Origin of the sequence: Vreelandella sp. F11, from assembly GCF_042466685.1 — a bacterium.
Classification (GTDB): domain Bacteria; phylum Pseudomonadota; class Gammaproteobacteria; order Pseudomonadales; family Halomonadaceae; genus Vreelandella.
In genome coordinates this window covers 4,616,031-4,629,725 of sequence record NZ_CP170448.1, presented here as the reverse complement: position 1 = coordinate 4,629,725, position 13,695 = coordinate 4,616,031, and the positions used below count along the sequence as shown (strand labels likewise).

The 13,695-nt window shown below is 55.1% G+C and carries 14 protein-coding genes; 13 read left to right on the top strand and 1 reads right to left on the bottom strand.

The genetic code is table 11. From position 1 onward, the window contains the following. Positions 1-129: 129 nt before the first annotated feature. The 10 genes from ACFIOZ_RS21115 (at position 130) to dtd (ending at position 8,888) form a co-directional block, all read left to right on the top strand. Positions 130-759: a c-type cytochrome gene (locus ACFIOZ_RS21115; RefSeq protein WP_386081061.1), complete on the top strand. Its 630-nt coding sequence runs from the start codon at positions 130-132 to the stop codon at positions 757-759. 164 nt (positions 760-923) lie between these two features. Beyond that, on the top strand, positions 924-1,556 hold the full coding sequence (locus tag ACFIOZ_RS21110; protein ID WP_386084152.1) for a thiol:disulfide interchange protein DsbA/DsbL: 633 nt from the start codon (positions 924-926) through the stop codon (positions 1,554-1,556). Between the two features lie 5 nt (positions 1,557-1,561). Beyond that, positions 1,562-2,395: an endonuclease/exonuclease/phosphatase family protein gene (locus tag ACFIOZ_RS21105; protein ID WP_249325331.1), complete on the top strand. Its 834-nt coding sequence runs from the start codon at positions 1,562-1,564 to the stop codon at positions 2,393-2,395. Positions 2,396-2,497: 102 nt separating this feature from the next. Further along, complete coding sequence (locus ACFIOZ_RS21100) at positions 2,498-3,058, top strand: TRAP transporter small permease subunit (protein ID WP_386081059.1); 561 nt, start codon at positions 2,498-2,500, stop codon at positions 3,056-3,058. Further along, entirely contained in the window at positions 3,058-4,461 is a 1,404-nt protein-coding gene (locus ACFIOZ_RS21095; RefSeq protein WP_386081057.1) for a TRAP transporter large permease, read from the top strand. Before ACFIOZ_RS21100 ends, ACFIOZ_RS21095 begins: the two co-directional genes overlap by 1 nt. Before the next feature lie 173 nt (positions 4,462-4,634). Further along, on the top strand, positions 4,635-5,747 hold the full coding sequence (locus ACFIOZ_RS21090; RefSeq protein WP_088700132.1) for a TRAP transporter substrate-binding protein: 1,113 nt from the start codon (positions 4,635-4,637) through the stop codon (positions 5,745-5,747). A gap of 167 nt (positions 5,748-5,914) precedes the next feature. After that, positions 5,915-6,745, top strand: coding sequence for a bifunctional hydroxymethylpyrimidine kinase/phosphomethylpyrimidine kinase (thiD, locus tag ACFIOZ_RS21085; protein WP_386081054.1), 831 nt, complete (start codon positions 5,915-5,917; stop codon positions 6,743-6,745). A 126-nt stretch (positions 6,746-6,871) separates the two neighbouring features. Then, complete coding sequence (locus ACFIOZ_RS21080; protein ID WP_386081053.1) at positions 6,872-7,717, top strand: universal stress protein; 846 nt, start codon at positions 6,872-6,874, stop codon at positions 7,715-7,717. 104 nt (positions 7,718-7,821) lie between these two features. Next, entirely contained in the window at positions 7,822-8,406 is a 585-nt protein-coding gene (locus ACFIOZ_RS21075) for a chalcone isomerase family protein (protein WP_386081051.1), read from the top strand. A gap of 44 nt (positions 8,407-8,450) precedes the next feature. Continuing rightward, positions 8,451-8,888: a D-aminoacyl-tRNA deacylase gene (dtd, locus tag ACFIOZ_RS21070; protein ID WP_386081049.1), complete on the top strand. Its 438-nt coding sequence runs from the start codon at positions 8,451-8,453 to the stop codon at positions 8,886-8,888. A gap of 23 nt (positions 8,889-8,911) precedes the next feature. Here dtd and ACFIOZ_RS21065 read toward each other — a convergent pair whose 3' ends face one another. Next, a complete protein-coding gene (locus tag ACFIOZ_RS21065; protein ID WP_386081047.1) occupies positions 8,912-10,882 on the bottom strand; it encodes an ATP-binding cassette domain-containing protein in 1,971 nt (656 codons plus the stop codon). 41 nt (positions 10,883-10,923) lie between these two features. Between ACFIOZ_RS21065 and ACFIOZ_RS21060 the strand changes: the two genes are divergently transcribed. From ACFIOZ_RS21060 to ACFIOZ_RS21050, 3 genes are all read left to right on the top strand, one after another. Further along, positions 10,924-11,499, top strand: coding sequence for a TIGR02444 family protein (locus ACFIOZ_RS21060; protein ID WP_386081045.1), 576 nt, complete (start codon positions 10,924-10,926; stop codon positions 11,497-11,499). Positions 11,500-11,759: 260 nt separating this feature from the next. Next, positions 11,760-12,806, top strand: a complete 1,047-nt coding sequence (gene dctP / locus ACFIOZ_RS21055) for a TRAP transporter substrate-binding protein DctP (protein WP_386081043.1) — start codon at positions 11,760-11,762, stop codon at positions 12,804-12,806. Between the two features lie 291 nt (positions 12,807-13,097). Next, entirely contained in the window at positions 13,098-13,676 is a 579-nt protein-coding gene (locus ACFIOZ_RS21050) for a TRAP transporter small permease (RefSeq protein ID WP_386081041.1), read from the top strand. Positions 13,677-13,695: the final 19 nt, after the last annotated feature.

Genomic DNA, 13,695 nt, shown 5'->3' with positions numbered 1-13,695 from the left:
TACCATCGCGATACGTTGTTGGTATTAGCGAAGGTTGGTATTGGCGGAGCTAACCCTGGTAACTTGTGAAGCCTGGGAAGCGCCCAGGGTGCGTACCAGTCAAACATAAAACGGCATAGTGGAATAGCAATGAGAAAGTTACTGGCAAGCCTAGCAATTACCATGGGCGCCGTTGGCATCGCCCACGCACAAACGGACTACCAAGCCGATGCAGACGCATCTGCAGGCCAGGAAATGGCCCAAACTTGCGCCGCCTGCCATGGGCAGCAGGGCATTAGCCCGTCGGGCGCTTTCCCTAACCTGGCCGGTCAGCAGATGTCCTATCTGGCAAAACAGATCATGGATATCCGCGACGGCAATCGCATGGTTCCCCAAATGGCCGGTCAAGTTGATGACTACTCTGACCAAGACGCTTGGGACGTAGCGGCACACTTTGCACGCCAGGATGCCAACCTGGGTCAAACCAGTGATGAGGACGCTGAATTACTGGCGCGCGGTGAAGAGCTTTACCGCGCTGGTGATATGTCGAAAGGCATTCCCGCCTGTGCAGCTTGCCACACTCCAACCGGGGTAGGTATCGGTAGTGCTGTTTACCCGGGGCTTTCTGGCCAGCATGCGGAGTACACCGTTTCAACGCTTCAGGATTTCGCTGCGGGTGATCGTAACAATAGCCCCAATAACATCATGGGCGATATCGCTTCAAAAATGAGCGACAACGATATGGAAGCCGTGGCTAATTACGTGCTGGGTTTGAACTAAGGTTGTCAATAAGCGCGTTTAAAACCAGCAATCGATAGCCTAAACACTTCCTTATGCCGTTTGCGGGCCCTCACTAGGCAACGTTCGCTAGCTGAGGGAACCCGCTGGCTTATCAACGGTCTCACTCCTCGCTTACCCACGGAGAAACTTACACGATGTCTAATATGTTCAAAACGCTAATGGTTGCAGTGGCAGGTTTGGGGCTTTCTGCGGTGGTAAGTGCCCAGGAAGTGGTGGAAGGCCAGCACTATGAGCTGCTTGAATCGCCGGTGGAGACCCAGGTTGAGGACGGGCAAATTGAAGTCACCGAAATATTCTGGTTTGGCTGCCCGCACTGCTATCGTTTGCAAACGCCGATTAACGAGTGGTACGAGACGCTGGAAGATGACGTGAGTGTCGTCAAGATGCCTGCCACTATGGGCGGTGATTGGAATACTCACGCCACAGCGTTTTACGCGGCGGAGTCGCTGGGCATCGAAGATAAACTCCATGCCGACTTCTTTAACGCCATCCATCAGGAAAATCAGTCGCTCACCGAGCCAGATGAGATCGCTGCTTTCTTCGCCAACTATGGTGTCAGTGAAGAAGAAGCCAAGCAGGCGCTGACCGACTTTGGTGTACGCAGTGAAGTGAATGATGCCAATAATCGTATGCGCAAAATGAAGTTAATGGGCGTGCCGGCCATTGTGATTGATGGTCGCTATCTGGTAACGCCGAGCTCTGCCGGCAGCCTGGATAACATGCCGAAGATCGCTGAGGCGTTGGTCGAGCAGGTGCGTGAAGAGCGCGCAGAATAACCGTGTTGCGCGAAGCCAGAGAGCGTGACGAAGCAGCCATAAATGGCCCACGCTCGACGCTGTTTGAAGATGGGCACTTGCGTCTGTTGACCTTTAATTTGCAAGTGGGGATCCAGACATCGGCGTATCATCACTACCTCACGCGCAGCTGGCAGCACCTTCTGCCTCATCCGCGTCGCCAGAAGCGGCTGGATGTAATGGGGGAGGTGCTGAGCAAGTATGACGTGGTCGGTCTTCAAGAGGTCGATGGCGGTAGTTTTCGCTCAAGCCGCGTCAACCAGGTGGAGTACCTCGCTGCCAAAGCGGGGTTTCCCCATCACGTTCAGCAGCTCAACCGTAATCTGGGCCGTATTGCTCAGCACAGTAACGGTTTACTCTCACGGCTGGTGCCCAGCCAAGTAGAAGAGCACCGTTTGCCGGGAGCGATGCCTGGTCGCGGTGCGATACATGCACGCTTTGGCGAAGGGCCTGATGCGCTGCACATATTTGTTGCTCACTTGGCACTTAGTCATCGAGGTCGGGTGCGTCAGCTCAATTATTTAAGCGAGATTATCCAGCCGCTGCGCCACGTTGTAGTGATGGGAGATCTCAACTGTACTCCTGACCAACTGCATGCTCATGAGCGTTTTAGTGCGTCGCTACCGCTGCATCCGGTTAAACCTCTGTTAAGTTACCCCTCCTGGCAGCCGCGCCATGCACTGGATCATATCCTGTTGTCGCAGTCGTTAGAGGCTGCGGAGGTGCGTGTACTTGATCATCTTTTTTCTGATCACCTGCCGATCGCTGTGGATCTACCCTTGCCAGAGGCCTGTTTAGCGGCAATTCGCCCAAGCGTTTAATAATAAGCACTCTGTGCAGCGCGAGGGCGCTGCATTGTGCGCGTATATGCGCTATTGTCTGGAGCGCTGACTCCCCTTAGCCGTTTTACGCGAGACACTCCCATGTCGGACACAACACAACTACCTGCGTTTATTGGTGCGCTGGACCGCGCTTCAGAGTGGTTCGGGCGTACCCTTGCGTGGCTGATCATCATAATGATGTTGATTCAGTTCGCGATTGTACTGCTGCGTTACGCCTTCAGTGTGAACAGCATCTTTATGCAAGAGCTCGTAATGTATATGCACGCGACTGTCTTTATGCTCGCTGCCGCCTATACCTTTCGCCACGACGGTCACGTGCGGGTGGATATCTTCTATCGAGGTATGACGCCGCGCCGTCAGGCGTTAATCAATGTGGTAGGCATTATTACCCTACTGATTCCAGTAATGATCTTCATTATCGCTTCCAGCCTGGGTTACGTTGCTAACTCCTGGCGTATTCTGGAAACCTCCTCTGATTACGGCGGTATTCCGGCCGTCTATGCACTGAAAACCTTAATACCGCTGTTTGCCGTGCTAATGATCGTGCAAGGCGTGATTGAGATTGTGCGCAATGGCTATGTGATGGCCGGGCGGATAGTGCCGTCTGCTGCCGGTGGCAACCATCTTGAGGAGCGTGTTTGATGCTGGAATTCATGCCGATTATTTTATTTGCCGTTATATGCATAGTGCTGATGTTCGGCTTTCCCGTAGCGCTCTCGCTGGCGGGCACGGCGCTGCTGTTTGCCGGTATGGGGCTGGGTCTGGAAGCCATTGGTATCAACGCCAACTTTGATAGTGGCTATCTTGCCGCCTTACCCAACCGACTCTACGGCATTATGACCAACCAAACGCTGTTGGCGGTGCCACTGTTTGTTTTAATGGGTGTGTTGCTGGAAAAATCCAAAGTGGCCGAGACGCTGCTGGACGCCATGGCGCTGCTGTTTGGCTCATTGCGTGGTGGCTTGGGTATTTCGGTAACCCTGGTGGGCATGCTGATGGCTGCCTCTACCGGCATCGTTGGGGCCACTGTGGTCACCATGGGGCTGATGTCGCTTCCCACCATGCTAAAGCGTGGCTACAGCACCTCGTTGGCAACCGGCACTATCTGCGCCACCGGCACGCTGGGTCAGATTATTCCGCCCTCCATTGCCCTGGTACTGCTCGGTGACGTGCTGTCATCGGCGTATCAGCAAGCGCAGCTGGATATGGGGATCTTCAGCCCTAAAACCGTCTCCGTGGGTGATCTGTTTATGGGCGCGCTGGTGCCTGGGTTGCTGCTGGTCGTGATGTATATGATTTACGTGGCCCTGGTGGCCTGGCTGCGCCCGCACATGGCGCCTGCTGCCGACCGTGAAGAGTTAATGGCCGAACTGGGCCATACCTCGGGGATTGGTATGCTGCTGCTCAAAGGCCTGGTACCGCCCGTGGTGTTGATTGTGGCGGTGCTGGGCTCGATCCTAAGCGGTTTTGCCACCCCCACAGAGGCCTCTGCGGTGGGCGCCTTTGGTGCTTTAGTATTGGCATTGGCCTATCGTCAGCTTGACTGGGCGACCCTCAAAGACGTACTGCGCTCGACTACCCACGTCACCACCATGGTGTTTTTGATCCTGATCGGTGCGGCACTGTTTTCGCTGGTGTTTCGTGCCTACGGCGGCGAGCATATGGTGACTGAATTGTTCGAGGCAATGCCTGGCGGGGTGGTCGGCGCGACGATTATCGTTATGCTGGTGATCTTCCTGCTCGGCTTTATTCTCGACTTTATCGAAATCACCTTTGTGGTAGTGCCTATTGTCGGGCCGATTCTGCTCGCCATGGGGCTTGATCCTATTTGGCTGGGCATCATGATCGCGATCAACCTGCAAACGTCATTCTTAACGCCGCCGTTTGGCTTCGCGCTGTTCTACTTGCGCGGTGTGGCGCCGCCGTCGGTCTCTACGTCAGCTATTTACCGCGGTGTTATCCCGTTTATCCTCATGCAGCTAGGAATGTTGCTCATGCTGAGCTTCTTCCCGCAGCTGGCGACGTGGCTTCCCGACCAGTTTTAACGAACGGGGCGTTGGTTGAAAAACATCGCAGCTATCAACGGATATATGTGGCAATCTAATTAAAAAGCAGTTAGCAGCCGTTAATGGCCTGCCGTAAACCGCCTAGTGTTCTTCGCTAGGCGGAGTATTCCCTACTCAATAATAGTAATAATAGAAAGTAAGAGGGTTCTTGTATGAAAGCCAAAACGCTCCCCGTCGCCATCGCCATGACGACCGCACTCTCCGCCAGCTTGCTGGTGGTTTCTAGCTTCGATAACCAAGCCCAGGCCCAGGAGGAAGAGTTCCGTTGGAAAATGGTCACCTCCTGGCCGAAGAATTTCCCAGGTGTTGGTCAAGGCCCTGAGCGCCTATCGCAGTTGGTCGACGAAATGTCGAATGGCCGTCTGACCATTGAAGTCTTCGGTGCCGGTCAGCTAGTACCCGGATTCGAGGTGTTTGATGCCGTTTCTGACGGCACTGCTGAACTGGGTCACTCTGCCTCCTACTACTGGAAGGGCAAGGCCCCTGCTGCACAGTTCTTTGCCGCCGTGCCGTTTGGTATGAACGCCCAAGAGATGAACGCCTGGCTAAGCTATGGCGGTGGTATGGAGCTGTGGAACGAGCTCTACGATGACTTCGGCGTTGACGTAATGGTCGCGGGTGCCTCAGGCGTGCAGATGGGCGGCTGGTACAACAAAGAGATCAACTCCGTTGACGATTTGAACGGCCTGAAAATGCGTATGCCCGGCTTGGGTGGCGAAGTAATGAGCCGCATGGGGGTGGCGATTGTCAATATGCCTGGCGGCGAGATATTTACCTCGCTGCAGTCGGGTGCGATTGACGCAACAGAGTGGATTGGTCCCTATAACGACCTGGCATTTGGTCTGCATCAAGCCGCCGACTATTACTACTATCCAGGCTGGCACGAGCCCACGGTGATGTTCGAGGCGATTGTTAACGAAGAGGCTTACGCGGAGCTGCCCGCGGATCTACAGGCGATCCTGCGTAGTGCTATTAGCGACATCAACCAAAGCGTCCTGGATGAGTACACCGCGCGTAACAACGATGCGCTGGAAACACTGGTCAACGAGCACGATGTTGAGCTACGCCGCATCCCTGACGATGTACTCGCTCAAGCCCGCGAGCATTCGGCTGATGTTGTTGCAGAGTTGGCGGAATCGAGCGAGCTGGCTACGCGTATCTATGACTCTTATCAAGCGTTCCAGGAAAAAGTTGAGGATTACCACGCCATTTCCGAGCAGGCGTACTATAACGCCCGCAACCCGGAAGGCGACACCGCTCAATAGTCTGCCGTGCTCACGCACACGAACGCAATGGCCGCCTTCGGGCGGCTTTTGTGTGGCTGGCAGGTACGTTTCGGCAGCATAAGGCGCCCAGCTTGGGTATCCTAGTGGGTATCGTAAAAGCAGGCGCACAGTGGCGTTTGTTGCCGATTTTGCCGTGAAGGAGCCCCATGTCTACCGATTCCCATCTTCGCAATGTGCTTACCATCGCAGGTTCCGACCCTTCCGGTGGTGCTGGTCTACAGGGCGATTTGAAAACCTTTTCAGCCCTCGGTGTTTACGGCACCAACGTGATTACCGCGGTGATTGCCCAAAACACCTGCGGCGTGGCCTCGGTGTACCCTGTCGCTCCCCAGGCCATTCGCGAGCAGTTGGAACACCTGCTGGATGATGTGGCGATAGACGCGGTCAAAATCGGCATGGTGGCCAGCCGTGAGGTTGCTGAGGTGATCGCCGACGTACTGCGTCAGCGCAGGCCACGCTGGATTGTGCTCGACCCAGTGATGGTCGCTAAGAGTGGCGATATTCTGGTCGACGATGAAGGCATTCGTGCCGTACGCGATGTTCTCGTGCCCTTGGCCGATGTGATAACCCCCAATCTGCCGGAGGCCGCGGTACTGCTCGACACACCCTCACCCACCAGTTTAGACGCCATGGAGTCGATGCTGCCGGGCTTGACGCAGTTAGGCGCACCCTATGTGGTGCTGAAAGGTGGCCATCTGCGCGGGGCCACCTGCCCGGATCTGCTGGCAACCCCCACTACCCATGAGTGGTTGCCCGCCTCGCGTATCGATACCAACAATTTACACGGCACCGGTTGTGCGCTCTCTTCGGCGATTGCCGCCTGCCTGGCGAAGTTACCCGTGGATGCCGGTACGGATGCCCCGGTCACCGCCATCAGCGATGCCAAGCAGTGGCTGCACGCGGCGTTAGAAGCGAGCGTGCGCTTAAGCGTGGGTAAAGGCCGTGGCCCGGTGCACCATTTTCACGCTTGGTGGTGATGGGTGTACCGCTTTGAGGCATTTGGGCAATCGGTAACTTGCGAGAAAGCGCATTGCACACCATGCTAAGGAGTGTTTGCTTAACGGCTTGTAAGGCTGGGTTGCTCAGCCGAGGAGCGTTTCGCCATGCCTCGTACGATCTTGTTTGCCACCGATCTTTCTGCTGACAACCGCGCTGCGTTTGCACGAGCTTTACGACTGGCCTATGCCCGAGGTGTTCAGCTAGATGTGCTGCACGTACTGGATCCCTATCTACCCCGGCGTGTGCTGCGCGATGTCGAGAGTGCGGTGGTGGAAGACATTACCGCCATGTTGACAGATCTGCGCGAAGACTATGCTCTGGAAGCGCCGAAAACGCTGATCCAGACCGTGACCGGCTCGCCTCACGTTGAAATCGTCCGCGAAGCCCATGAGCGCAACGCCGAGCTGATTGTACTGGGTATGCACCGCAAACGTGGGCAAAAAGATCTGCTGTCGGGCACCACTGCCATGCGCGTGTTGCGCAGCGCGCCTTGCCCGGTGGTGGTCTCTTCTCACCAGCCCACCCAGCCCTGGCAGCATATTCTGGTACCTATCGATTTTTCGCTGACGGCGCGGCATACCTTGAAAGAGGCATTGATCCTCTTTCCTGAAGCGACGCTTACCCTGCTGCATGCCTGGACACTGCCCGGTGAACGTGAACTGGGTTCACAGGCTTATTACGCCCACTGGCGGGAGCATGAGGTGCTGCGACTGCGCGAGCAGTTGGATAACGAAATTGATAGCCTGATGGGAGAGCTTGCAGGTGTTCCCGATGTTGAGTTGGTGCTAGAGCAAGGCGCGCCCTGCGACGTACTGCAGGCGTATATGAAGCGCCACTCGCCGGATCTGGTGATGATCGGCAGTCGTGGGCAGCCCCATCACACCAGCCAGCTAACTGAGATGCTGCTATGTGAACCGCACTGCGATCTAATGCTCTGCCGCGCCTGGTAAACAGCGAAATTCAATAACAGTATTGTGCTGGCAATAATAAATGTTGTACGGAACCCTTATTTCCCGTATCGGTATGTATAGATACGATGATATGAGGAGGTTCTATGTACACACATATATTGGGTGCTAGGCGCGCTGTTCAATTGTCACTGCTGTTAGCGGGGCTCTCGCTAATGCACTCGGCGATGGCCAGCAGTGTGACCGAAAAAGGCGAAACCTTTGAGCGCACGGTAGAGGAGCACGGCCAGCGCTATCGACTAATCGGGAGCGGTGTGTTTCGTTATATGATCTGGACAGCCTATGCTGGCGCCTATTACCAGCTTGAGGGAGAAACCCAGCCGCAGCCGTTGAGCGACGTACCACGGCGTCTGGAGCTTGCTTATTTTCACGCCATCGACGCTCCCGACTTCGCGGAAGCCACCACAGAAACGCTGCAAAAGAGCCTTACCGCCTATGAATTTTCCCAGTTGGAAGCAGAGGTTGAGGCATTTAACCAAAGCTACCAGGATGTCGAGCCGCAAGATCGCTATGTGCTGAGTTGGGACGGTGACACGCTGCGCCTGGCGCTAAACGGCGACACGCTATATGAGGGAGATAACGCAGAACTGGCTAGCGCCATGTTTGGTATCTGGCTAGGGGAACGGCCTTTGGGTGAAGATTTCCGCGATGCGCTGCTGGGGAAAAATTAACAAGTGGTCGTTATAATGGCCGTTTGTTAGCTGGGAGAGGCGTTGTGAAGGCACTGATTCAGCGCGTGAGGCGTGCTAGCGTAGAAGTGGAAGGCGAGATTGTTGGCAGTATCGATCACGGGCTGCTGGCGCTGGTGGGGGTGGAGAAGCACGATGACGTGGCCGCTGTAGAAAAGCTGCTGCATAAACTGCTCCACTACCGGGTTTTCAGCGATGCCGAAGGCAAAATGAATAAAAACCTGCAGCAGGTGAACGGCGGCTTGCTGCTGGTCTCTCAGTTCACCCTGGCGGCAGATACCCACAAGGGGCTGCGCCCTAGCTTCTCCAGCGCCGCGCCACCCGCCCAAGGCGAGGAGTTGTTTAACGTGCTGGTGGCACAGGCCCGAACGGCTTGGCCAAACGTGGCCACCGGTGAATTTGGCGCCGATATGCAGGTGGCATTGATCAACGATGGCCCAGTAACGTTTTTGCTGGAAAGCTAGATCGGTGTTTGAGTACTAGAGTACTAGTTGGCAGCTTCCTCGCTGGCGAGCAGTTCTGCTTCCATTGCTTCCAACGCCTCTTCGGCGCTAAGCCACTGCCGTTCTGACTCGTCTAATCGCGCTTTAATCTCCGCTTGCTGGCTAAGCGTCTTGGTGAGTTCGGCTTTGCGGGTGCTGTCTGTGTAAAGCTCAGGGTCTGCCAGTACTTGCTCTACCTGATCAAGTTCCTGCTGGGCCTTTTCCATGGTTTTTTCGGCCTGATCGCGCTGCTTTTTCAGCGGGCGTAGCTTTTCGCGCAGCTCGGCGGCCGCTTTGCGTGACGCCTTACGCGCTTCACGGCTGTCGCCGCTGGGTTGCAGGCCCTGGCGCTCGGCTTTTTCGCCGCGAGAATCCCGGCGACTCTCTTCCAGGCGCGCTTTGAGCCAAACCCGATAGTCTTCCAAATCGCCATCGAAGGGCTCGACGCGGTTATCCGCCACCTTCCAAAACTCATCGACCGTGGCGCGCAGCAGGTGACGGTCGTGGGAAACCAGAATCACCGTGCCTTCAAAGCTGGCCAGTGCCTGGGTCAGCGCCTCGCGCATCTCTAAATCCAGATGGTTGGTAGGCTCATCGAGTAGCAGCAGGTTGGGTTTCTGCCAGGCGACGAGCGCCAGCGCCAAGCGGGCTTTCTCACCCCCGGAGTAGTTGGCGACGGTGCCGAAGGCATCATCGCCCTTAAAACCAAAACCGCCCAGGAAGTTGCGGATATCCTGATCACTGGCGGTGGGGGAAAGGCGTTGGACGTGCACAAAGGGCGTTGATGTAACATCCAGCCCTTCAAGCTGATGCTGAGCGAAGTAACCAATCGCCAAGTGCTCTCCGGGTATCCGCTTGCCATTAAGCAGTTCCAGTTTCCCGGTAAGCGACTTAATCAGTGTCGATTTACCCGCCCCGTTTGGGCCCAGAAGACCAATGCGGCTGCCGGGCAGTAAGGTAACGTTGACCTTATCCAGCTGCACATTGTCATCACCCCCATTTTCACCGGGATAACCCAACTGGGCCTGATCCAGCACCAGCAGCGGGTGGGACGTTTTATCGGCGGCGGGCAGCGTGAAATGGAAGGGGGAATCGACATGGGCAACGGCAATATCCTCCATCCGCTCGAGCATTTTTACCCGACTCTGTGCCTGCTTCGCCTTAGTCGCCTTGGCTTTGAAGCGAGCGATAAAGCGCTCGATCTCCTCTCGACGAGCCTGCTGTTTGGCGGCTTCAGCCTGCTGCAGGGCGAGCTTTTCGGCGCGGGTGCGTTCAAACTGGGAGTAATTGCCGCGGTATAGTTCCAGGGTTTGGTGATGCATATGCACGATGTGGTCGCACACCGCATCCAAAAAGTCGCGGTCGTGTGAGATCAGCAGCAGGGTGCCGGGGTAGCGGGTCAGCCACTGCTCCAGCCACAGCAGGGCATCCAGATCCAGGTGGTTGGTGGGCTCATCCAGCAGCAGCAGGTCGGAAGGCATAAATAGCGTACGGGCAAGGTTTACCCGCATCCGCCAGCCGCCGGAAAACGCCGAGAGCGGGCGTGAGAGATCCGCCTGGACAAAGCCCAGCCCCACCAGCAGTTGCGCTGCGCGTGACTCTGCGCGGTAGCCATCCAGGGTTTCAATCAAACCGTGCAGTTCAGCTTCGCGATGCGCCTCCCCGGCCTCACGGGCGGCAAGTAAGTCAGCCTCAGCCTGGCGTAGCGCCAAGTCGCCATCGAGTACATACTCGATAATCGGGCGGTCAAGGGCGTCAACTTCCTGGGCCATATGCGCAATGCGCTGGCCACCGCTCATCTCGACGTCGCCCTGGTCAGGCGCAAGCTCGCCGAGCAGCAGTTTGAACAGGCTCGATTTACCGGCGCCGTTTGCCCCGATAATCCCGGCCTTCACTCCGTTGTTCAGGGTGACGTCCGCGTTGTCGAGTAGCGTTTGCGTGCCGCGTTGCAGGGCGACTTGGCGCAGTGCGATCATGCCTTCTCCCGAAGAAAGTGGGTCATTTGATGCGAGATGCTATGACGCTTGATTCTACCCGATTGCAGCGCTTACAGCAGACACCCTTATGGGATTTTGCACTGACGCTGTATGCCAAGCCTGGCGTTGAGGCCGCCTGCCTGACGCTTCAAGATGATGCTGGGCTGGACGTTTGCGAGGTGCTGTTTCATTGCTGGCTCTATTCGTCCGGGTTGGAAGCCATTCCCGCTGCACTGAAACGTGAGCGTGAGCAGCGCCGCTTGTGGCAGTGCAGTGTGACGGCGGTTTTGCGTGGATTACGCCGCGACCTAAAAGCCATGGCGGCGACGAGTGAGTCCATGAAAGCGCTGCGCTCAACCATCAAACAGGCAGAATTGATGGCTGAGCGTGAGAACCTTCAACGTTGGCAAATGTGGGCTTTGGAAGCGTCCGACAATAAGGAACGTGTCGCAAACGTTGCCGAAAAGACGTCAGATGCGTCTAAATGGCTGCGAAAACAGCTTGTTATTAGCCCGCATGATAGTCTCTCTGAGAATCGCTTAAAACAGCCACCTACGTGGCTTAAGTCGCTACAAACGCTTACTTGCCAGCTTGACCCTTACCAAGGAGCGCGCTAGCCTGAATTTAAGCTGTTTTTGAAATACCTAGCGTTTTTCGTCCGCTAGCAGGCAGTGTGAATTGCTGTATGGATTGCATGACTACCTGTTAGTGCACACTGGGATACGGGTTAATAAACCCCGGTTGGCGAATAAAGTGTCGCGTTGGGAAATGCGATACTGACCTCACTGTTAAAACATTGAATTTTAACAGTGGGGTTCTCAAAACTAGGTTTTTGCGCATTCGTACAGCGCGCTTACCACTGCAAGGGGAACACCGCATGAAGGCAAGCAAATCCGTTTCTACTCGTTCTGTAACGACAAAGTTATTGACCACAGCCAGTGTAGGCGCACTGCTGTTTGGCCTCAGCGCCGCTGCTCAAGCAGATAACTGGCGCTATGCTCACGAGGAGTATGAAGGCGACGTTCAAGACGTCTTTGCCTATGCTTTTAAAGAGTATATTGAAGAGAACTCAGACCACACCGTACAAGTTTACCGCTTTGGTGAACTGGGCGAGTCTGACGACATTATGGAGCAGACCCAGAACGGCATTCTACAGTTCGTCAACCAGTCGCCTGGCTTTACTGGTGCCCTAATCCCTGAAGCGCAAATCTTCTTCATCCCTTATCTGCTACCTACCGACGAAGAGACTGTACTGACGTTCTTCGACGAGAGTAAAGCAATCAACGAGATGTTTCCTGAGCTTTATGCCGAGCAAGGTCTAGAGCTGCTGAAGATGTATCCGGAAGGCGAAATGGTCGTGACCACCGACGAGCCGATCAGCTCGCCGGAAGATATGAATAATAAGAAAATTCGTACCATGACCAACCCACTGTTGTCGGAAACTTACGACGCCTTTGGCGCAACGCCGACGCCGCTGCCGTGGGGCGAAGTATATGGTGGCCTACAAACGGGCATCATTGATGGTCAAGAGAACCCGATCTTCTGGATCGAATCTGGCGGTCTGTATGAGGTCTCTCCGCATCTGACGTTTACTGGCCACGGTTGGTTCACCACCGCCATGATGGCCAATCAGGACTTCTACGAAGGGCTGTCTGAAGAAGATCAGGAGCTAGTGCAAGAAGCCTCTGAAGCCGCCTATGACCACACCATTGAGCATATCAAAGGCTTGGCTGAAGAGTCGCTAGAGAAGATTCAGGCAGCGTCTGATGAAGTGACGGTGACACGTCTCGATGAAGAGCAAATTCAAGCCTTCCGTGATCGTGCCCCGCAGGTTGAAGAAGCCTTCCTGGAAATGACCGGTGAGAAAGGTCAGGAGCTACTTGAGCAGTTTAAAGCTGACCTTGAAGCCGTGACTAACGAGTAAGCACCTTTTTAGCCACACTGGCGTAAGGGTGATGATCAAGGGGCAGCACAAGCTGCCCCTTTTTGTTTTGCTCAGTAAGGCGTAAGTCCTGCGGGCTGTTTTAACAACGTAACCGTGTGTTACGTACATCAAGCGTTGAATCACCGGCGGCTGCATACCGTTACGCTAGAATTAACGCTTCGACAGTGGCACGAAGTGGATGTGGACTAGATAACACTGAAATAACGCTGTGTTTATTGTGCCGACGGCACTTAACTGATGCCGTTAGAGCCGTTCAAAAGGAGTCCGGCCATGACCGATGATGAGATGGAAAAGAGTTACCGCTCCGGTTTGCCGGGGGTACTGGGCGTGATCGACACTGCAATTAGCAAAATAGAAGCCGTGATACTCGCGATGGGTGTTTTGCTAATGGCGCTGAATACGGTCACCAATGTGGTTGCCCGCTTTGTATTTGGCAACAGCATTATGTTTTCCGGTGAGCTAAACCGCATTTTAATCATCATGATTACCTTCGCGGGGATCGGCTATGCCGCGCGCCATGGCCGCCATATACGTATGTCGGCTATTTATGATGCGTTGCCGGTAGGCGGACGCAAAGTACTGATGATTTTTATTGCGCTGTTCACCTCGCTGGTGATGTTTTTCCTGCTCTACTATTCGATTGTTTATATTCTTGATCTGCAAAGTAAAGGCCGCGTGCTGCCCTCCCTGGGCTTACCGGTGTGGATCATTTACCTATGGGTGCCGATGGGTTTTTTAATCACCGGTATTCAATACCTGCTGACTGCCGTTAAAAACGTTACATCCCACGATGTCTATCTTTCGACGGGCGTGGTGGATGGTTATAAAGACACTGAAACAGAAGTCTAATGCGGGGCACTGCACCCTA